An 18,970-nucleotide genomic window follows, 5' to 3' on the forward strand; every position below is an offset into this window, starting at 1 on the left:
GGCGGGGTGGCCGGAGCCGCTTGGGCTGGGCCGGCCCTGTGTTGGCGCGGGGTCCCCGCCTGGTGGGACGCGGATTACCCGGCCTAATGGGGGGGCCACCCCGCTCCTACAAGTGGCTAGATATTCACGGCCGGGCCTCGAAATTGGCCTTGGCCGCTGCCGCCAGGTCCGGTGGCAGGAAGTCCTTGTCCGGGTTGTAGTCCGGCTTCAGCCAGCGTCCCAGATCCTGGAGGTCCTGCGGACTCAGCGTCCCGGCCGCCTGCTTCAGGCGCAGGTTGTCGAGGATGTAGTCATAGCGGGTGTTGTTGTAGTCGCGCACCGAGGTGTACAGCTGGCGCTGGGCATCGAGCACGTCGACGATGTTCCGCGTCCCCACCTGATAGCCGATTTCCGTGGCTTCCAGCGCGCTCTGGTTGGAAATGATTGACTGCTTGCGCGCCTGCACCTGCTCTACGTCGGTGTTCACCGCGCGGTGCAGGTTGCGCGTGTTTTCCACCACCTGGCGGCGCAGGCTTTCACGCTGCTGCTCGCTCTGGCTCAGGCGCTGGTAGGCCTCGCGCACCTGCGAACTGGTCAGGCCGCCGCTGTAGATCGGGATGTTCAACTGCAAGCCGATGCTGGTCTGCTCGACCGGGCCGCCGTAGGCCTGCGGCAACTGGTTGGGGTTGGTCAGGCCGAAGCTGTCGTTGTCGCCGCGCTGGTAACGCGCAACCGCATCCACGGTTGGCGCATGTCCGGCCTTGCGCTGGCGCAGGGTTTCCTCGGCGGCCTGCACGGCATGGTTGGTGGCCTGCAGGTTGAGGTTCTGCTGGGTCGCGGTGTCCACCCAGGCCTTGGCGTCGTTCGGCACCGGCACCTGCACCGGCAGGGTGTGGACCACGCCCTGCAGCGAGTTGTAGTCGCGGTTGGTCAGCGTCACCAGGGCCTGGAAGGCGTCCTGCACGCGGCGCTCGGCGATGATCCGGTTGGCCCGGGCGGTGTCGTAGCTGGCCTGGGACTGCAGCACGTCGGTCTTGTCGGAAAGGCCGACGTCGAAACGTTCGTTGGACTGGTCGAGCTGGCGTCTGAACGCCGCTTCCTCGGCCTTGGTCGAGGCCAGGTTGTCCTGGGCGCGAAGCACGGCGAAATAGTTTTCCGCGCTCTGCAGGATGAGGTTCTGCTCGGTGGCCGACAGCTCCAGCGCGGCCTGTTCGTTGACCGCCTCGGCGGCTTGCAACTGGAACCAGCGGTCGGCACGGAAGATCGGCTGGGCCAGGGTCGCCTGCCAGGAGTTGCCGCTGCGGTTGGAAGTCACCGAAGGCTGGTCGATGCTGGTGCGGGTGCTCATCATCTCGGCCCCGGCAGACAGGTTCGGCAGCAGACCGGCGCGGGCCTGGGGCACCACTTCGCGGCGGGCACCATAGTCGGCGCGGGCGGCGGCGAGGTCGGCGTTGTTGTTCACCGCCTCCTGGTAGACGCTGACCAGATCGGTCCTGTTCGACAGCGTTGGGTCCGCGGCCCAGGCCATTCCGTTGGAAGCACAAGACACGGCGAGCGCCAGTGAGAGTTTGCGCAGCATAGGGCGATCCTTGAACGAAAGGGTAATTCTGAACTTGCGAGTGTAGTTGTGTGAGCATCTTGCAACAATCTGACATTTGCGCCATTTGTCCAGCTTGTGGCAGGAGGGTTGGCGTTTGACGCCACTCCAGTCTAGACTGCGTGCGTTCTTGTCGGGGTGCCTTGCGTTGAGGCTGAGATCGGAAATTCCGGATCCCGTTGAACCTGATCAGGTTAGCGCCTGCGTAGGGAACAAGATTGCTCGCTTCCCGCGAGCCCTCTTGTGCCGGGTCCGGGAATGTCGAGTCAGCCATGATGGCAACCGATACCCCCGCATTCAGCACAGCACCGCCCCCGGTGCGTCCGTGCCTTCATCAGGTTCACTCCGACATCCAACCCGTCTGGAGAGCCTGTGATGAGCAAACAAGAAAAATACCCGAGCAACCTGAGCGAATCCGCCCAGGTCGACCAGCAATCCGTGCAACCCTTCACCCGTTCGCGCAAGGTCTTCGTCGAAGGCTCGCGCCCGGACATCCGCGTGCCCATGCGGGAAATCAGCCTCGACGATACCCCCACCGACTTCGGCGGCGAGGCCAACGCCCCGGTGCTGGTCTATGACACCTCCGGTCCGTATACCGACCCCAACGTCGTGATCGACGTGCGCAAGGGCTTGGGCGACGTGCGTTCGGCCTGGATCGACGACCGCGGCGACACCGAGCGCCTTGCCGGGCTGTCCTCCGACTTCGGCCAGCAGCGCCTGGCCGACGCCGAGCTGACCAAGCTGCGCTTCGCCCACGTGCGCAACCCGCGCCGGGCCAAGGCTGGCGCCAACGTCAGCCAGATGCACTATGCGCGCAAGGGCATCATCACCGCCGAGATGGAATACGTCGCCATCCGCGAGAACATGAAGCTCCAGGAAGCCCGCGCCGCCGGCCTGCTCGACCAGCAGCACGCCGGCCACAGCTTCGGCGCCAGCATCCCGAAAGAGATCACCCCCGAATTCGTCCGCGAGGAAATCGCCCGCGGCCGCGCCATCATCCCGGCCAACATCAACCACGTGGAGCTTGAGCCGATGATCATCGGCCGCAACTTCCTGGTGAAGATCAACGGCAACATCGGCAACAGCGCCCTGGGTTCCTCGATCGAGGAAGAAGTGGCCAAGCTGACCTGGGGCATTCGCTGGGGCTCGGACACCGTGATGGACCTGTCCACCGGCAAGCACATCCATGAAACCCGCGAGTGGATCATCCGCAACTCGCCGGTGCCGATCGGTACCGTGCCGATCTACCAGGCGCTGGAAAAGGTCAACGGCGTGGCCGAGGACCTGACCTGGGAGCTGTTCCGCGACACCCTGATCGAACAGGCCGAGCAGGGCGTGGACTACTTCACCATCCACGCCGGCGTGCTGCTGCGCTACGTGCCGCTGACCGCCAAGCGGGTCACCGGCATCGTCAGCCGCGGCGGCTCGATCATGGCCAAGTGGTGCCTGGCGCATCACAAGGAGAACTTCCTCTACACCCACTTCGACGAAATCTGCGAAATCATGAAGGCCTACGACGTCAGCTTCTCGCTGGGCGACGGCCTGCGTCCGGGCTCCATCGCCGACGCCAACGACGAAGCGCAGTTCGGCGAGCTGGAGACCCTCGGCGAGCTGACCAAGATCGCCTGGAAGCATGACGTGCAGTGCATGATCGAAGGCCCGGGCCACGTGCCGATGCAGTTGATCAAAGAGAACATGGACAAGCAGTTGGAATGCTGCGACGAGGCGCCGTTCTACACCCTCGGCCCGCTGACGACCGACATTGCCCCGGGCTACGACCACATCACTTCGGGCATCGGTGCGGCGATGATCGGCTGGTTCGGCTGCGCCATGCTCTGCTACGTGACGCCGAAGGAGCACCTGGGCCTGCCGAACAAGGATGACGTGAAGACCGGGATCATCACCTACAAGATCGCCGCGCATGCCGCGGACCTTGCGAAAGGACACCCGGGCGCGCAGATTCGCGACAACGCCTTGAGCAAGGCGCGCTTCGAGTTCCGCTGGGAAGACCAGTTCAACCTGGGTCTGGATCCGGACACCGCGCGCTCGTTCCACGACGAGACCTTGCCGAAGGACTCGGCCAAGGTTGCGCACTTCTGCTCCATGTGCGGGCCGAAGTTCTGCTCGATGAAGATCACCCAGGAAGTGCGTGAATACGCCGCCAACCAGCGCATCGACGTGGTGGACGTGGCGGTCGAGGATGGCATGCGCGAGCAGGCCGAGCGGTTCCGCCAGGAAGGCAGCCAGTTGTACAAGAAAGTCTGAGGTGAACCGGGGCCGCCGCGGTGGCCCCGATCGCTGGCAAGCCAGCTCCCACAGGGATTGCATGCACCGCGGTCCCTGTGGGAGCTGGCTTGCCAGCGATGAGGCCCTCGAAATCAAAAAACATCTGCCGAGACCACTGTCGTGTCCCTACCCAGCAACTACTCCCCGGATTCCCCCGTCCCCGGTCATCAGCGCATCTTCGGTGCCCGTGACCTGTTCTCCCTGTGGTTCTCCCTCGGCATTGGCCTCATGGTCCTGCAGACCGGCGCGTTGCTGGCGCCGGGCCTGGGCCTGGCCGGGTCGATCCTGGCGATCGCCACGGGCACCCTGGTCGGGGTGCTGTTGCTGGCGGCGGTAGGGGTGATCGGCAGCGATACCGGCCTCTCGGCCATGGCCGCCCTGCGCCTGAGCCTGGGCAAGCACGGCGCGGCGTTGCCGGCGATCCTGAACCTGCTGCAACTGATCGGCTGGGGCTCGTTCGAGATCATCGTGATGCGTGACGCCGCCAGCCTGCTCGGTGCGCAGTCGTTCGGCGAAAACAGTGCGTGGAACAGCCCGCTGCTGTGGACCCTGTTCTTCGGCGGCCTGGCCACCCTGCTGGCGGTCAGCGGTCCGCTCACCTTCGTCCGCCGGGTCCTGCGCAAATGGGGCATCTGGCTGCTGCTCGGCGCCTGCCTGTGGCTGACCTGGAACCTCTTCGCCAAGGCCGACCTGGCCGCGCTGTGGGCCCGTGCCGGCGACGGTTCGATGTCGCTGGCGGTGGGCTTCGACATCGCTATCGCCATGCCGCTGTCGTGGCTGCCGCTGATCGCCGACTACTCACGCTTCGGCAAGCGCGCCAGCCGCGTATTCGGCGGCACCGCGCTGGGCTTCTTCATCGGCAACTTCTGGCTGATGAGCCTGGGCGTGGCCTACACCCTGGCCTTTGCCCCGAGCGGTGAAGTCAACGCGCTGTTGCTCGCACTGGCGGGTGCCGGCCTGGGCATCCCGCTGCTGCTGATCCTGCTCGACGAGTCGGAAAACGCCTTCGCCGATATCCACTCGGCGGCGGTATCCAGCGGCCTGCTGCTGCGCCTGAAGGTGGAGCACCTGGCCCTGGCGATCGGCATCGTCTGCACCCTGATCGCCTGCTTCGCGCCGCTGGCGCAGTACCAGAACTTCCTGCTGCTGATCGGCTCGGTGTTCGCGCCGCTGTTCGGCGTGGTGCTGGTGGACCACTTCGTGCTGCGCGGTCGCCGCCTGCCGGCGCGGGTCACCTCGTTGCACCTTGGTGCCGTGCTGGCCTGGGCGGGGGGTGTGGCCACCTACCACCTGCTGGCCAACTATGCACCGGATGTCGGCGCGACCCTGCCGGCCTTGCTGCTGGCAGGGCTGTTGCACGGGGTGCTGGGCTTCAGCCGCGGCCGGGAAACAGTTCCGGCTTGATCACGCCGTTCAGGCGCGGGTAGGGGATCTTCAGTTCGACGTGGCCCATGGCGTAGGGCGCAATGGCGTACACGTCGTACTTGAGCAGCACCGCGCCGTAGGTCAGGGCGATGTTCGCGGTCTTCTGGAACGGCCAGTTCTTCACGAACTCCTTGTCCTGGTCCAGGTTATTGGCGATCTGCCAGCCGCGGTGGGCTTCCTCCACGGTCTTCCAGAAGGTGTCTTCCTGGCCTGGTACCAGCATGTCCTGCAGGGTCAGGACCTTCTCCTGCTGGCGCGACCAGTTGATGAACGCACGCCCCGGCATGCCGTGGGCGCCGCCGGTGTCGCGATAGCTGGACAGTTCGATGATCACCAGTCCGTCATGCTGCTCGCGTACCTTGGCCTGCAGGTAGGTGCTGTTGCGGCTCTGCGCCGAGCGCAGGAAGCTGTCTTCATAGGCCTTGAGCGACGTCGGCAGCGGCGCACCCGGCTCGTCGCGGGTCAGTTGCAGCAGTCCCCGCTCGATGATGCCGTCCAGGCGCGGCTCGGCCGGGAACTGCAGGGTATCGATGTTCACCAGCGGACAATCGCTGGCGCTGCAACCGGGCTTGACGTGCTCCCAGGCCTCGCGCTTGACCTCCAGCGGCTTGCGCAGGTTGGGCTGGAAGACGCTCTGGCAGGCCCCCAGGGCAAGGGCCAGGACAGCCACGGTAGTCAGTTTGACAAGAGTCATGATGATCCTTCTGGAACAGCGGTGATCGGCCTTGGACCGTCGGCACGGCCGTCGGTTCGCCACTAGTATTCAATAGACAGACGGCGCCTATCCTCGCAGCCCTCGGGTTGACTTTAAAGAGGGTGAAAGCCGAGGGTACGCGGGGTAGGATTGCGCGAAGCTGCACGTGAGGTAACGAGGATTTCCATGACAGACAAGTTGAACACTGTTCCCAGCGCCGTCGACATCGTCCGCCGCGAGAACTGTTTCCAGGGTTTCTACCGGCTCGACCGGGTGCACCTGCGCCACGAATTGTTCGCCGGCGGCATGGGCCGCGAGATCAGCCGCGAGCTGTTCGTCCGCCACGACGCGGTGTGCGTCCTGCCCTACGATCCGCAGCGTGACGAAGTGGTGCTGATCGAGCAGTTCCGCGTCGGCGCCCTGGGCAAGACCGGCAATCCGTGGCTGATCGAGTTGGTCGCCGGTCTGATCGACAAGGACGAGGTGCCGGAAGAAGTTGCGCACCGCGAGGCACAGGAGGAAGCTGGACTGACCTTCTCCGCGCTGTGGCCGATGACCCGGTATTTCCCGTCTCCCGGCGGCAGCGACGAGTACGTTCACCTGTACCTGGGCCGTTGCAGCAGCGAGGGGGCTGGCGGGCTGCATGGCCTGGAAGAAGAGGGCGAAGATATCCGCGTGCGGGTCTGGGCATTCGAGGATGCCCTGCAGGCCGTGCGCGACGGGCAGATAGCCAATGCGGCGACGATCATCGCCCTGCAATGGCTGGCCTTGAACCGCGATGAAGTCAGGGGGCTGTGGTCGTGAGTCTTGTACGCGAGCGTTATCGGGTCGATCTGGTCGGTCTGCAGGCTGCCTGCGAGGCCAACTACGCACGCCTGATGCGTCTGTTGCCGGACATGCGCAACGCCACCAGCTCGCGCCGCATCGGCATGACCCAGGGCGACCAGATGCTCGGCGTGCTGACCCTCGACGTGGTCCTGGCCTGTCCGTACACCACCACCCTGCGGGTACGCCAGGAGCACAGCCTGCCGTGGCTGCCGGTGCCGCAGCTGGAAGTACAGGTCTACCACGACGCGCGCATGGCGGAGGTCGTCAGCGCCGAACATGCCCGTCGTTTTCGCAGCGTCTATCCCTATCCCAATGCCGCGATGCATCAGCCGGACGAAAAAGCCCAGCTCAATGTGTTCCTCGGCGAGTGGCTGAGCCACTGCCTGGCCTGTGGTCACGAATTCGAAGTGGTTCGCTGAAATGTGACGGCGGTCGTGCCTGCGGTTTGATCCTCCGATTCTTCCCCACCATAATCGTGCAGGATTCCCACAAGGAGACGGCCCCTTGCCGCACGCCACCCCCTCATCCAGTGCCCCGGTTCGTCTGGTGCAGCTTTCTGACAGTCATCTGTTCGCCGATGGCGAGGGTGCGCTGCTGGGCATGAATACCCGTGACAGCCTGCAACGGGTGATCGACCAGGTGCTCGCCGAGCAACCGCGGATCGATCTGGTCCTGGCCACGGGGGATCTGTCCCAGGACGGCACCGAGGCGTCCTACCAACAGTTTCGCAAGATGACCGCCGTGCTTGGCGCGCCGAGTCGCTGGCTGGCCGGCAATCATGACGAACCGCTGCCGATGGAGCGGGTTGCCGCGGATAGCGACCTGCTGGAACCGGTCACCGATATCGGCAACTGGCGGGTGATCATGCTCAATTCGGCGATTCCCGGCAGCGTGCCGGGGCGTCTCGACGCAGAGCAACTGGGTTTGCTCGACCGGGCCTTGAGCAGTGCCGACGGCCGTCATTGCCTGGTGTGCTTCCACCACCAGCCGATTTCCATCGATTGCGCCTGGATGGCCCCCATCGGCTTGCGCAACCCCGAGGCGCTGTTTGCCGCGATCAAGCCTTATCCACAGGCACGGGCCTTGCTCTGGGGGCATATCCACCAGGAATGGGACCAGCAGCTGGAAGGCCGCCGCCTGCTGGCATCGCCGTCCACCTGCATCCAGTTCGAGCCGGGCAGCGAGGACTTCAAGGTTGATGAACAGCGTCCGCCCGGCTACCGCTGGCTGGCGCTGCACGACGACGGTCGGCTGGAGACCGGGGTTTCCCGCCTGAAGGATTTCGCCTTCACCGTGGACTACGGCAACGGCTACTGAAGCATCGCGCAATCGCTTAAAGCTGAATCATTTCCCGGTTATCAGGCTAAACTGCGCGTTTTTGCGCCCGCTCACTTGGGCGGTTCACGGACATCCGGGGGCGAAATGTCGGGCTCGATCCTTTACATCCATGGTTTGAACAGCTCGCCGAGCTCGATGAAGGCCAGTCAGTTGCAGGCGGTCATGGCGCATATCGGCCTGTCCGGCCAGCTGCGCGTCCCGGCGCTGCATCACCACCCGCGCCAGGCCATGGCCCAGCTGGAGGCGGATCTTGCCGAGCTGGGCCGGCCATTGCTGGTCGGCAGTTCCCTCGGCGGCTACTATGCGACCCATCTGGCCGAGCGTCACGGGCTCAAGGCGCTGCTGATCAATCCGGCGGTCAATCCGCACCAGTTGTTCGACGGCTACCTGGGCACCCAGGTCAACCACTACAGCGGCGAGACTTGGGAACTGACCCACGATCACATCACCGCCCTGGCCGAGCTGGAAGTGCCGGCCCCCGTGGATGCGGCGCGTTACCAGGTGTGGCTGCAGACCGGCGACGAAACCCTGGACTACCGCCGCGCCGAGCGCTTCTACCGGGCTTGCGCCCTGCGCATCGAGGTCGGCGGCGACCACAGCTTCCAGGGCTTCGCCCTGCACCTGCCGGCCCTGCTGGCCTACGCGGGGATTGACGCACACACGTATCAAAGTCTCGATTTTTCTGTATTTTGATTGCTTTTCTTCACCCACGAATGACGACGAGAACCCATGGCCAATCCCAGCGCTAGCGCCTATAACGCAGACGCCATCGAAGTCCTCTCGGGCCTTGACCCGGTACGCAAGCGTCCGGGCATGTACACCGACACCAGCCGCCCCAACCACCTGGCCCAGGAAGTCATCGACAACAGCGTCGACGAAGCCCTGGCCGGTCATGCCCGTTCGGTGCAGGTGATCCTTCACGCCGACCATTCCCTGGAAGTCTGCGACGACGGTCGCGGCATGCCGGTGGACATCCACCCGGAAGAGGGCGTGTCCGGGGTCGAGCTGATCCTTACCAAGCTGCACGCCGGCGGCAAGTTCTCCAACAAGAACTACCAGTTCTCCGGCGGCCTGCACGGCGTCGGCATCTCGGTGGTCAACGCCTTGTCGACCCAGGTGCGGGTGCGCGTCAAGCGCGACGGCAACGAGTACCAGATGACCTTCGCCGACGGCTTCAAGGCCAGCGAGCTGGAAGTCATCGGCACGGTCGGCAAGCGCAACACCGGGACCAGCGTGTACTTCGCGCCGGATCCGAAGTACTTCGATTCGCCGAAATTCTCCGTAAGCCGCCTCAAGCATGTGCTCAAGGCCAAGGCCGTGTTGTGCCCGGGCCTGACGGTGACCTTCGAGGACAAGAGCACCGGCGAGAAGGTCGAGTGGCACTACGAAGACGGCCTGCGTTCCTACCTGGTCGACTCGGTCAGCGAGTACCTGCGCCTGCCGGACGAGCCGTTCTGCGGCAGCCTGGCCGGCAACAAGGAAGCTGTGGACTGGGCCCTGCTGTGGCTGCCGGAAGGCGGCGACGCGGTCCAGGAAAGCTACGTCAACCTGATTCCCACTGCCCAGGGCGGTACCCACGTCAACGGCCTGCGCCAGGGCCTGCTGGATGCAATGCGCGAATTCTGCGAGTTCCGCAACCTGCTGCCGCGCGGGGTCAAGCTGGCGCCGGAAGACGTCTGGGAGCGCATTACCTTCGTCCTCTCGATGAAGATGCAGGAACCGCAGTTCTCCGGGCAGACCAAGGAGCGCCTGTCGTCCCGCGAGGCTGCGGCCTTCGTTTCCGGGGTGGTGAAGGACGCCTTCAGCCTGTGGCTCAACGCCCATCCCGAGCTGGGCATGCAACTGGCCGAACTGGCCATCAGCAACGCCGGCCGTCGCCTCAAGGCGAGCAAGAAGGTCGAGCGCAAGCGCGTCACCCAGGGCCCGGCGCTGCCGGGCAAGCTGGCCGACTGCGCGGGCCAGGACCCGATGCGCGCCGAGCTGTTCCTGGTCGAGGGTGATTCCGCCGGTGGTTCGGCCAAGCAGGCGCGTGACAAGGAGTTCCAGGCGATCCTGCCGCTGCGCGGCAAGATCCTGAATACCTGGGAAGTGGACGGCGGCGAAGTCCTGGCCAGCCAGGAAGTGCACAACATCGCCGTGGCCATTGGCGTCGACCCGGGTGCCGCCGACCTCAGCCAGTTGCGCTACGGCAAGATCTGCATCCTCGCCGACGCCGACTCCGACGGCCTGCACATCGCCACGCTGCTCTGCGCCCTGTTCGTCCAGCATTTCCGTCCCCTGGTGGAAGCCGGTCACGTCTACGTGGCGATGCCGCCGCTTTACCGCATCGACCTGGGCAAGGAAATCTACTACGCCCTCGACGAAGCCGAGCGCGACGGCATCCTCGACCGCCTGGTGGCCGAGAAGAAACGCGGCAAGCCGCAGGTCACCCGATTCAAGGGCCTCGGCGAGATGAACCCGCCGCAACTGCGCGAGACCACCATGGACCCGAACACCCGGCGCCTGGTCCAGCTGACCCTCGACGACTTCGAGCAGACCCGGGAAATCATGGACATGCTCCTGGCCAAGAAACGCGCGAGCGACCGCAAGAGCTGGCTGGAAAGCAACGGCAACCTGGCCGAGGTCATGGCTTGATCCGTGTCCTGCTGGCTGGCCTGCTGGCACTGCTCGCGGTGCCAGCCGTGGCCGAGCCGTGGCCGGAGCTGAAGATGCTCGGCGAGCATCCGGTGGAAGGCATGCGCGGTGGCAACCTGTCCGGGCTGGCGCTGTGCAGCGGGACACTGTGGACCGTTTCCGACCGCGACGATGACCTGTTGTACAAGCTGGATACCGGCGGCCAGGTCTGGCAGGCCGTCGGCGTACCGCTGGCGGTGCCGCCGGTACCGGACGCCGGTTTCCCGCTCGGCCTGCGCTCGCGGCAGTGGGCGGCCTCGCTGGTGCGCGGCGGCGACCTCGATTTCGAGGGCGTGAGCTGCGACGCGGCGGGTAACCACTACATCGTCAGCGAAGCCCATGCCGCGGTGCTGCAGGTGCCGCTGGACGGCGAGCCGAACTGGCTGCGCATCGACCCGAGCATGATCCGCCAGGCCCGAGCCAGTGGCATGCTCCTGCACTTCAATGCCTTGTTCGAAGGCCTCGCCGTGAGCCCGGCGGGCGATCGCCTGTGGCTGGCGGCGGAGCGCGAGCGCCGCGGCCTGTTGCTGGTCAACCGCAAGCAGAGCACCTGGACGTGCGGCGACGCTTGCGTATTGCTCAGCGAAGCCGGTACCGAGTTGCAGCCGGAGCAGTTCCCCAATGCCCGGGAAGTCTCGCGGGACTTCTCCGACCTGGCGCTGTTCGAGGGCAAGCTGTTCACCCTGGAACGCAATGCCTACCGTATCTGCCGGCGCGACGCGCAGACCGCACAGGTGGAGCGTTGCTGGTCGTTCGCCGCCGATGCGCTGGTCGACTCGCGGCGCTACAGCCAGGCGTACGGCCTGGCCGAAGCCCTGGTGATCGATGCCGACGGTGCCTGGATCGGCGTCGACAACAACGGCGGCACCCGCACCGATGGCGAAGACCGGCCGATCGTCTGGCGTTTCGCCGCGCCGAAAGGCGGCTGGAGCGCGAAGAAATGAGCCAGACCCCGGGCCAGCGGATCGGGCGGGTGTTCATGGTGTTGGCCTGGGCCGCCGGGCTGTTTCTCGCCACGCGCTTTTTCGGCGCGTGGGAAGACAAGCAGGCCAACCCCAACACCCAGCTCACTTCGCAACACGGCGAGGGTTTCGTCGAGGTGCGACTGGCGAGCAACGGCCAGGGGCATTTCGTCGCCGACGGCCTGATCAACGGTCAGGCCGTGCATTTCATGCTCGACACCGGTGCCACCGACGTGGCGATTCCCGAATCCGTGGCCCGCGACTTTGGCCTGGAACGTGGCGCACCGGTGACCCTGAGCACCGCCAATGGCCGCACCGAGGGTTACCGCACCCGTCTGGACAGCGTGCAATTGGGCGATATCCTGCTGCGCGACGTTCGCGCCCTGGTGGTCCCCGGACTGGACGGCAACCAGGTGCTACTGGGCATGAGTGCCCTGAAACGACTTGAATTCACCCAGCGCGGCGGCATCTTGCTGCTGCGCCAGACCTTGAACTGATGAGGCCCGCATGAGCGACTCCCTTGATCTGAGCCTCGATGGCGTAGAGCGCCGGTCACTGGCCGACTTCACCGAACAGGCCTACCTCAACTACTCCATGTACGTGATCATGGACCGGGCCTTGCCGCACGTCGGCGACGGCCTGAAGCCGGTGCAGCGACGTATCGTCTACGCCATGAGCGAACTGGGCCTGGATGCCGACTCCAAGCACAAGAAGTCGGCGCGTACCGTCGGTGACGTGCTCGGTAAATTCCACCCCCACGGCGACTCGGCCTGCTATGAAGCCATGGTGCTCATGGCGCAGCCGTTCAGCTACCGCTACACCCTGGTCGACGGCCAGGGCAACTGGGGTGCGCCGGACGATCCGAAGTCCTTCGCGGCGATGCGTTACACCGAGGCGCGCCTGTCGCGCTATTCCGAGGTGCTGCTCAGCGAACTGGGCCAGGGCACGGCGGACTGGGTACCGAACTTCGACGGTACCCTGGAAGAACCCGCCGTGTTGCCTGCACGTTTGCCGAATATCCTCCTCAACGGCACCACCGGAATCGCCGTGGGCATGGCCACCGACGTGCCACCGCACAACCTGCGGGAAGTGGCCAGCGCGTGCGTGCGCCTGCTGGACGAGCCGAAAGCCACCGTCGAGCAGCTTTGCGAACATATCCAGGGCCCGGACTACCCGACCGAGGCGGAAATCATCACACCGCGTGCCGAACTGCTGAAGATCTACGAAAGCGGTCGCGGCTCGATCCGCATGCGTGCCGTCTATCGCATCGAGGACGGCGACATCGTCGTTACCGCGCTGCCGCACCAGGTCTCCGGGGCCAAGGTGCTGGAGCAGATCGCCGCGCAGATGCAGGCCAAGAAGCTGCCGATGGTCGCCGACCTGCGTGACGAGTCGGACCACGAGAACCCGTGCCGCATCGTCATCATCGCCCGCTCCAACCGTGTCGACCTCGACGAACTGATGCAGCATCTGTTCGCCACCACCGACCTGGAGTCGAGCTACCGGGTCAACGTCAACATCATCGGCCTGGACGGCCGCCCGCAACTGAAGAACCTGCGCGCGCTGCTGCTGGAGTGGCTGGAATTCCGCATCGCCACGGTCCGTCGCCGGCTGAAGTTCCGCCTCGACAAGGTCGAGCGTCGCCTGCACCTGCTGGACGGCTTGCTGGTGGCGTTCCTCAATCTCGACGAGGTGATCCACATCATCCGTACCGAGGAACATCCGAAGCAGGCGTTGATCGCCCGTTTCGACCTGACCGAGATCCAGGCCGACTACATCCTCGAAACCCGCCTGCGTCAGCTGGCGCGGCTGGAAGAGATGAAGATCCGCGGCGAGCAGGAAGAGCTGCTGAAGGAGCAGGCCAAGCTGCAAGGCCTGCTGGGCAGCGATGCCAAGCTGCGCAAGCTGGTGCGCAGCGAGCTGATCAAGGACGCGGAAACCTACGGCGACGACCGTCGGTCGCCGATCGTCGCCCGGGCCGAGGCCAAGGCGCTATCGGAAAACGAACTGATGCCGACCGAGCCGGTCACCGTGGTGCTTTCGGAAAAGGGCTGGGTACGTTGCGCCAAGGGTCACGATATCGACGCCACCGGCCTGTCGTACAAGGCGGGCGATGGTTTCAAGGTGGCGGCGGCGGGGCGGTCCAACCAGTTCGCTGTGTTCATCGACTCCACCGGTCGCAGCTACTCGGTGGCGGCCCATACCCTGCCGTCGGCACGGGGCCAGGGCGAACCGCTGACCGGGCGCCTGGCGCCACCGCCGGGCGCGTCCTTCGAGTGCGTGCTGCTGCCGGACGACGAGGCGCTGTACGTCATCGCCTCCGACGCGGGCTACGGCTTCGTGGTCAAGGGTGAAGACCTGCAGGCCAAGAACAAGGCGGGCAAGGCGCTGCTGAGCCTGCCGAATGGCGCGAAGGTGCTGGCACCGCGGCTGGTGGCCGACCGCGAGCAGAACTGGCTGGCGGCGGTGACCACCGAAGGTCGCCTGCTGGTGTTCAAGATCAGCGACCTGCCGCAACTGGGCAAGGGCAAGGGCAACAAGATCATCGGCGTACCCGGCGATCGGGTTGCCAGTCGTGAAGAATATGTCACGGACATGGCGGTACTCTCCGACGGAGCGACCCTTGTATTGCAAGCCGGCAAGCGTACGCTATCGCTCAAGGGTGAGGACCTGGAGCACTACAAGGGTGAGCGCGGACGCCGTGGCAACAAGTTGCCGCGCGGCTTCCAGCGGGTCGACGCGCTGTTGGTCGACAGTCCCGAGTAGGCGTTTTAGACGCCCGGAAACAGTATTTTCCTACGTGTTACGGGCGTAAATGCTGGAGTCATGTCGCATTTTCGCGGATGATAGCCCCCCTGCGGTGCCAGCGTGGCTGGGTGCCCGAATGAATTCATGTGTATCACTGCGGTGCCGTGTGGTGGCCGCCTGGATGGGATGATGACTTTTCTGCGCCTTCCATTTGTTCTACTGCTGACGGGCGTGTTGGGCCTGGCCGGGTGCAGCATGCACCAGCCGGTCGCGCTCTATCAGCTCGACAGCGGCGAGCCGGGGCAGCCGAAGCAGAGCGCCGGCATGGCGGTGGTCCTGGGGCCGGTATCGGTCGCCGACTACCTGCAACGGGAAACCCTGCTGCAACGCCAGCCGGACGGCAGCCTCACCGCGGCGACCGACGGTCGCTGGGCTGGCAGCCTCTCCGCCGATATCGATCAACTGCTGGTGCGTCAGCTGGCCTGGCGTCTGGACAGCCAGCGCGTGGTCCTGGCCCCGGCCAGTACCGGTTTCAGCCCGGATGTGCAGGTGCTGCTGTCGATCACCCGGCTGGATTCCGGAGCGAACCAGCCGGCGATCCTCGATGCGCAATGGCGCCTGCTTGACCGTCGTGGTCAGGTGCGTGACAACCGCATCGTCCACCTTGAACAACCGCATAGCGGCAGTTCGTCGGCGCAGGTCCAGGCCCAGGGCCAGTTGCTGCAACGCCTGGCCGAACAGCTGAGCACTGCGGTGAAGCCGCTGGCCAACCAGCCGGCACTGGCCGAGGAAGCGCCACCGAAGAAACCGGCTGCGCCGGTGCAGGTGCGCAAGGAGCCGGAGAAGCCGAAGATCCCTATGGCTTCGCCGATTCGCACCGATATGGAAGTGTTCCGCTTCTGAGGTTGCAGCAGACATGAAAAAGCCCGCAGAGATGCGGGCTTTTTCATTTGGGCCAGGAAGCAGCTTTGTCCGTGCTGGCCTCATGGATCTCAGCTTTTCACTTGCCGCTCATGCATCCGCGCCAACTGCCGCTCCAGCATCGACGGATAGGGCTCCATCAGCCGCTCCACGCAGCAAGCCCCTTCCGGACTGGCAATCGGCCGGATCCGCGCGCGCTGGCGGATCAGCGCGTCATCGCTGATCCTGCGCTCCACCAGCAGCAGGTTGCGGCTGTGCTGCGACAGGGCCAGGGCGTCCTGGGCCTTCTCGGTCAGCAGCAGGTCGATCTGGCTCAGGCCCTGCAGGTCTTCACCCAGCGCCAGGCCCAATTGCAGCTGCAAGGTGATGCCGCTGTCGGCCACTTCCACCTGCAAGGCATGCCCCAGCGCCCGCAGCAGCTCACCGCAGCAAATGGCGTTGGTCAGGTAGTCCTCGCCACTGTCCTGGCTGTGGAACAGCAGCAGGGTGCTGCCGTCGTTCAGGGTTTCCACTTCGCCTTCATACAACGAGGCGGCCTGGTCCAGGCAGTCGCGGTAGCGGTCCAGCAGTTCGGTCAGGCGAGCACGGGGCAGGCGCCGCAGTTGCTCCTGGGAGCCAAGTTGCACGGCGAGCACCGCGCTCTTCTGCGGTTCCCGCGGTGCGGCCGGCTTGGCGGCAGCGGACTTGGCCGCAGGGGTCGCCAGGTCGCCCAGGTCGGCGAAGGCATCGTCGTCCTCGTCTTCTTCCGCCTCGATGTTGCGGGCTTTCGGGCGGGCGACCGCCGGGGCTTCGTCGAAGCCCGGATCACGCAGGTCGCGCACTTCGAACGGCTCGACGTCTTCCTCGAAATCGTCCTCGATCTCCGGCTCCGGCTCGACTTCCTTCGGCGGTGGGGCGAAGCGCGCGTGCAACTGGCGGGCAAGATCGCCGATCTCGTCCTGGCGTTCGGTGGCCGGGGTGTATTCGTCGAGGTCGCGCAGCCATACCCGCAGCTGCAGGAGCGGGGTCGAGACGTAGCGGCCGAGGCGCAGGCTCATGGTCAGCGCCAGGGCCAGCAGGATGCCGGCGAGGATGCCCATGCTCTGCAGGCTGATGGTCATCGGCTGCTGGAACTGGCTCATGTCCAGGCTGATGCGCAACTGCCCGGCGGTGACGTCCTGGAAGGTGATCTTGGTCTGGTACAGGCCTTCGGCCTCGCCCAGCAGGCTGTTCTTCGGACGCTGGCCGGCCTCGGCGAGGATGCGGTTGTCCACGCTGTAGATGGCGGCGTGGGCCACCAGCGGGTTCTTCACCAGGTTGCCGAGCAGCACGTTGAGACTGAGGATGTCGTTGGACACCAGCAGCTCGGTGGCCGAGGTCGCGGTCTGGGTGGTCAGGCTTTGCCCGAGGGCGTCGGCCTGTTCATGCATGGCTTCCTTGAACTGCAAACCCATCACGCAGGCGTAGATCACCAGCGCCAGGGCAACCAGGAAGACGTTGTGGCAGGCGATGCGCAGTGCCAGTGGCACGCGACGCTGACGCAGGGCACGAAAGATCAGCAGGAAGAAGTTGTCGGTTTTGACGGGCGTGGGCCGGTTCACTGAGCGCGGCTCTTTATGACGGAGAAATTGCTGCGCAGTATAGCGAGCGACCCTCGGACGGCAAAGCATCGACTGCGCCCGATGGTCTGCAAAAGGCGGTAGAATGCGCATTTTTTGCACGTCCTGGAGCCCGTCTTGCGCGAAATCGTCTTGATCAACATCACCGGTGAGGACCGTCCGGGCCTGACCGCGGCCATTACCGGCGTCCTGGCCCGTGGCGGTGTGAATATCCTCGATATTGGCCAGGCGGTGATCCACGACACCCTGTCCTTCGGCATCCTCGTCGAAATCCCGGGCACCGAGCAGGGTTCCTCGGTGCTCAAGGACCTGCTGTTCACCGGCTACGAGCTGAACCAGCAGGTGCGCTTCACCCCGGTGTCCGAGGACGACTACCGCAACTGGGTGGCCAACCAGGGCAAGCCGCGCCACATCGTCACCCTGCTGACCCGCAAGGTTACCGCCGAGCAGTTGCAGCGGGTCAGCTCCATCACCGCCCAGTACGGCCTGAACATCGACCATATCGACCGCCTGTCCGGTCGCGTGGCGCTGGACACCCCGGCCGAGCAGGGCAAGGGCTGCATCGAGTTTTCCGTGCGCGGCGAACCGGCCGATCCACAGGCGCTGCGCGCCGAGTTCCTCAGCGTGGCCCAGGAGCTCAACGTCGACATCGCCTTCCAGCAGGACTCGCTGTTCCGCCGCAACCGCCGTCTGGCGGTGTTCGACATGGATTCGACGCTGATCGAGGCCGAGGTGATCGACGAACTGGCCAAGGCTGCCGGCGTCGGCGAGCAGGTTTCGGAAATCACCGAGCGCGCCATGCGCGGCGAACTGGACTTCCGCGCCAGCTTCAAGGAGCGCCTGGCCCTGCTCAAGGGCCTGGATGTCAGCGTCCTCGACGAGATCGGTGCCTCGCTGCGCCTGACCGAAGGTGCCGAAACCCTGTTCGCCGAACTCAAGCGCCTGGGCTACAAGACCGCCATCCTCTCCGGCGGCTTCACCTACTTCGCCAAGCAACTGCAGGCCAAACTGGGCATCGACTACGTGTTCGCGAACGAGCTGGAAGTGGTCGACGGCAAGTGCACCGGCGTCGCCATCGAGCCGATCGTCGATGCGCAGCGCAAGGCCGACCTGCTCGCCGAACTGGCGCGCAAGGAAGGTCTGCAGATGGAGCAGACCATCGCCGTGGGTGATGGCGCCAACGACCTGCCGATGCTCGGCATCGCCGGCCTGGGCGTGGCTTTCCGCGCCAAGCCGCTGGTACGCCAGTCGGCCAAGCAGGCGATTTCGACCCTGGGCCTCGATGGCGTGCTCTATCTCCTGGGCATGCGTGATCGCGAAGGGAATGCCTGAATAGAGCGAACGGTTCTAACCATTCGTCCCTTGTGTCCTGGCGTTCTTTGAGAGGCGACTAGGCTTGCTCGCGTGCGGCCCGTTCCCAGGGCTGCACGGCCGGTCTGGAAACTGGCCGGTCCCACCAGCAACTTCAAGGAGATGAAGTTCATGGCGATTTCGAACAAGTACGCAGTTCAGAACCAATGGGGTGGCAACAGTGCGCCGTGGCATCCGGGTGGAACCTGGAAACTCGGTGCGCGGGACAACCAGCACGTGGTAGCCATCGATATCCGTTCCGGCGATGGCGGTGTGACCTTCAAGGGCAACATGACCTATTCGGGCGAAGGCCCGATCGGCTTCAAGGCCAAGCGTGTCGCGCAGAACCGCTACGAAGTCCAGAACCAGTGGGGCGGCAACGATGCCCCTTGGCATCCGGGCGGCGAATGGGTCATTGGCGGCCGTGACAACCAGAGCGTCGTCGCCCTGAGCGTCAAGTCCAACGATGGTGGCAAGAGCCTCGATGGCACCAACACCTATGACAACGAAGGCCCGATCGGCTTCCGCAGTCATCTGGAGTAAGGCTTCAGGCTGAAGAACCGCCCCTCTC

General features: G+C 65.1%; 16 protein-coding genes and 1 riboswitch. Of the genes, 13 read left to right on the top strand and 3 right to left on the bottom strand.

The features are described from left to right. Positions 1-124 precede the first annotated feature (124 nt). Positions 125-1,558, bottom strand: a complete 1,434-nt coding sequence (locus tag V0R59_RS24120; RefSeq protein ID WP_330077143.1) for a TolC family outer membrane protein — start codon at positions 1,556-1,558, stop codon at positions 125-127. Between the two features lie 142 nt (positions 1,559-1,700). Continuing rightward, positions 1,701-1,805, top strand: a riboswitch (TPP riboswitch). Between the two features lie 146 nt (positions 1,806-1,951). On the opposite strand from V0R59_RS24120, the gene thiC reads away from it, so the two are divergent. Together thiC and cytX are read left to right on the top strand one after the other, a co-directional pair. Then, positions 1,952-3,841 carry a phosphomethylpyrimidine synthase ThiC gene (gene thiC / locus V0R59_RS24125; protein WP_330077144.1) on the top strand — a complete coding sequence of 630 codons (1,890 nt, stop codon included), beginning with the start codon at positions 1,952-1,954 and terminating at the stop codon, positions 3,839-3,841. Positions 3,842-3,982: 141 nt separating this feature from the next. After that, positions 3,983-5,266, top strand: a complete 1,284-nt coding sequence (gene cytX / locus V0R59_RS24130; RefSeq protein WP_330077145.1) for a putative hydroxymethylpyrimidine transporter CytX — start codon at positions 3,983-3,985, stop codon at positions 5,264-5,266. Here cytX and V0R59_RS24135 read toward each other — a convergent pair. Beyond that, positions 5,235-5,981 (bottom strand): RsiV family protein, encoded by a 747-nt coding sequence (locus V0R59_RS24135; protein ID WP_330077146.1) that lies wholly within the window; start codon positions 5,979-5,981, stop codon positions 5,235-5,237. The genes cytX and V0R59_RS24135 overlap by 32 nt on opposite strands. Before the next feature lie 186 nt (positions 5,982-6,167). On the opposite strand from V0R59_RS24135, the gene V0R59_RS24140 reads away from it, so the two are divergent. The 9 genes from V0R59_RS24140 to V0R59_RS24180 all read left to right on the top strand — a co-directional run bounded on the left by V0R59_RS24140 (position 6,168) and on the right by V0R59_RS24180 (position 15,433). Continuing rightward, positions 6,168-6,785, top strand: coding sequence for an NUDIX domain-containing protein (locus tag V0R59_RS24140; protein WP_330077147.1), 618 nt, complete (start codon positions 6,168-6,170; stop codon positions 6,783-6,785). Continuing rightward, positions 6,776-7,228 carry a DUF1249 domain-containing protein gene (locus V0R59_RS24145; RefSeq protein ID WP_330077148.1) on the top strand — a complete coding sequence of 151 codons (453 nt, stop codon included), beginning with the start codon at positions 6,776-6,778 and terminating at the stop codon, positions 7,226-7,228. The genes V0R59_RS24140 and V0R59_RS24145 overlap by 10 nt, the downstream gene beginning before the upstream one ends. 85 nt (positions 7,229-7,313) lie before the next feature. Continuing rightward, positions 7,314-8,126, top strand: coding sequence for a 3',5'-cyclic-AMP phosphodiesterase (gene cpdA, locus V0R59_RS24150; protein WP_330077149.1), 813 nt, complete (start codon positions 7,314-7,316; stop codon positions 8,124-8,126). Positions 8,127-8,231: 105 nt separating this feature from the next. Next, the gene (locus tag V0R59_RS24155) at positions 8,232-8,840 is read left to right on the top strand and encodes a YqiA/YcfP family alpha/beta fold hydrolase (protein WP_330077150.1); all 609 of its coding nucleotides are present in this window, start codon (positions 8,232-8,234) and stop codon (positions 8,838-8,840) included. A gap of 36 nt (positions 8,841-8,876) precedes the next feature. Continuing rightward, on the top strand, positions 8,877-10,781 hold the full coding sequence (gene parE, locus V0R59_RS24160) for a DNA topoisomerase IV subunit B (RefSeq protein ID WP_330077151.1): 1,905 nt from the start codon (positions 8,877-8,879) through the stop codon (positions 10,779-10,781). After that, complete coding sequence (locus V0R59_RS24165; RefSeq protein WP_330077152.1) at positions 10,778-11,764, top strand: esterase-like activity of phytase family protein; 987 nt, start codon at positions 10,778-10,780, stop codon at positions 11,762-11,764. Before parE ends, V0R59_RS24165 begins: the two co-directional genes overlap by 4 nt. Then, a complete protein-coding gene (locus V0R59_RS24170; protein ID WP_330077153.1) occupies positions 11,761-12,279 on the top strand; it encodes a retropepsin-like aspartic protease family protein in 519 nt (172 codons plus the stop codon). Before V0R59_RS24165 ends, V0R59_RS24170 begins: the two co-directional genes overlap by 4 nt. A 10-nt stretch (positions 12,280-12,289) precedes the next feature. Next, entirely contained in the window at positions 12,290-14,548 is a 2,259-nt protein-coding gene (parC, locus tag V0R59_RS24175; RefSeq protein ID WP_330077154.1) for a DNA topoisomerase IV subunit A, read from the top strand. Positions 14,549-14,719: 171 nt separating this feature from the next. Then, positions 14,720-15,433, top strand: coding sequence for a PqiC family protein (locus V0R59_RS24180; protein WP_330077155.1), 714 nt, complete (start codon positions 14,720-14,722; stop codon positions 15,431-15,433). 89 nt (positions 15,434-15,522) lie between these two features. Here V0R59_RS24180 and V0R59_RS24185 read toward each other — a convergent pair whose 3' ends face one another. Continuing rightward, on the bottom strand, positions 15,523-17,031 hold the full coding sequence (locus V0R59_RS24185; RefSeq protein ID WP_330077156.1) for a histidine kinase: 1,509 nt from the start codon (positions 17,029-17,031) through the stop codon (positions 15,523-15,525). 135 nt (positions 17,032-17,166) lie between these two features. Between V0R59_RS24185 and serB the strand changes: the two genes are divergently transcribed. Further along, on the top strand, positions 17,167-18,381 hold the full coding sequence (gene serB, locus V0R59_RS24190; RefSeq protein WP_330077157.1) for a phosphoserine phosphatase SerB: 1,215 nt from the start codon (positions 17,167-17,169) through the stop codon (positions 18,379-18,381). Positions 18,382-18,531: 150 nt separating this feature from the next. After that, positions 18,532-18,942, top strand: coding sequence for a lectin OAA family protein (locus V0R59_RS24195; protein ID WP_330077158.1), 411 nt, complete (start codon positions 18,532-18,534; stop codon positions 18,940-18,942). The last annotated feature ends 28 nt before the right edge of the window (positions 18,943-18,970 follow it).

Origin of the sequence: Pseudomonas ulcerans, from assembly GCF_036324125.1 — a bacterium.
GTDB classification, from domain to species: Bacteria; Pseudomonadota; Gammaproteobacteria; order Pseudomonadales; family Pseudomonadaceae; genus Aquipseudomonas; species Aquipseudomonas ulcerans.

Excerpts from the sequence above, each read along its gene's own strand:
- V0R59_RS24120 (WP_330077143.1), bottom strand. The coding sequence starts at position 1,558 with ATGCTGCGCAAACTCTCACTGGCGCTCGCCGTGTCTTGTGCTTCCAAC.
- thiC (WP_330077144.1), top strand. The coding sequence starts at position 1,952 with ATGAGCAAACAAGAAAAATACCCGAGCAACCTGAGCGAATCCGCCCAG.
- V0R59_RS24135 (WP_330077146.1), bottom strand. The coding sequence starts at position 5,981 with ATGACTCTTGTCAAACTGACTACCGTGGCTGTCCTGGCCCTTGCCCTG.
- V0R59_RS24140 (WP_330077147.1), top strand. The coding sequence starts at position 6,168 with ATGACAGACAAGTTGAACACTGTTCCCAGCGCCGTCGACATCGTCCGC.
- V0R59_RS24155 (WP_330077150.1), top strand. The coding sequence starts at position 8,232 with ATGTCGGGCTCGATCCTTTACATCCATGGTTTGAACAGCTCGCCGAGC.
- parE (WP_330077151.1), top strand. The coding sequence starts at position 8,877 with ATGGCCAATCCCAGCGCTAGCGCCTATAACGCAGACGCCATCGAAGTC.
- V0R59_RS24170 (WP_330077153.1), top strand. The coding sequence starts at position 11,761 with ATGAGCCAGACCCCGGGCCAGCGGATCGGGCGGGTGTTCATGGTGTTG.
- parC (WP_330077154.1), top strand. The coding sequence starts at position 12,290 with ATGAGCGACTCCCTTGATCTGAGCCTCGATGGCGTAGAGCGCCGGTCA.
- V0R59_RS24180 (WP_330077155.1), top strand. The coding sequence starts at position 14,720 with ATGACTTTTCTGCGCCTTCCATTTGTTCTACTGCTGACGGGCGTGTTG.
- V0R59_RS24195 (WP_330077158.1), top strand. The coding sequence starts at position 18,532 with ATGGCGATTTCGAACAAGTACGCAGTTCAGAACCAATGGGGTGGCAAC.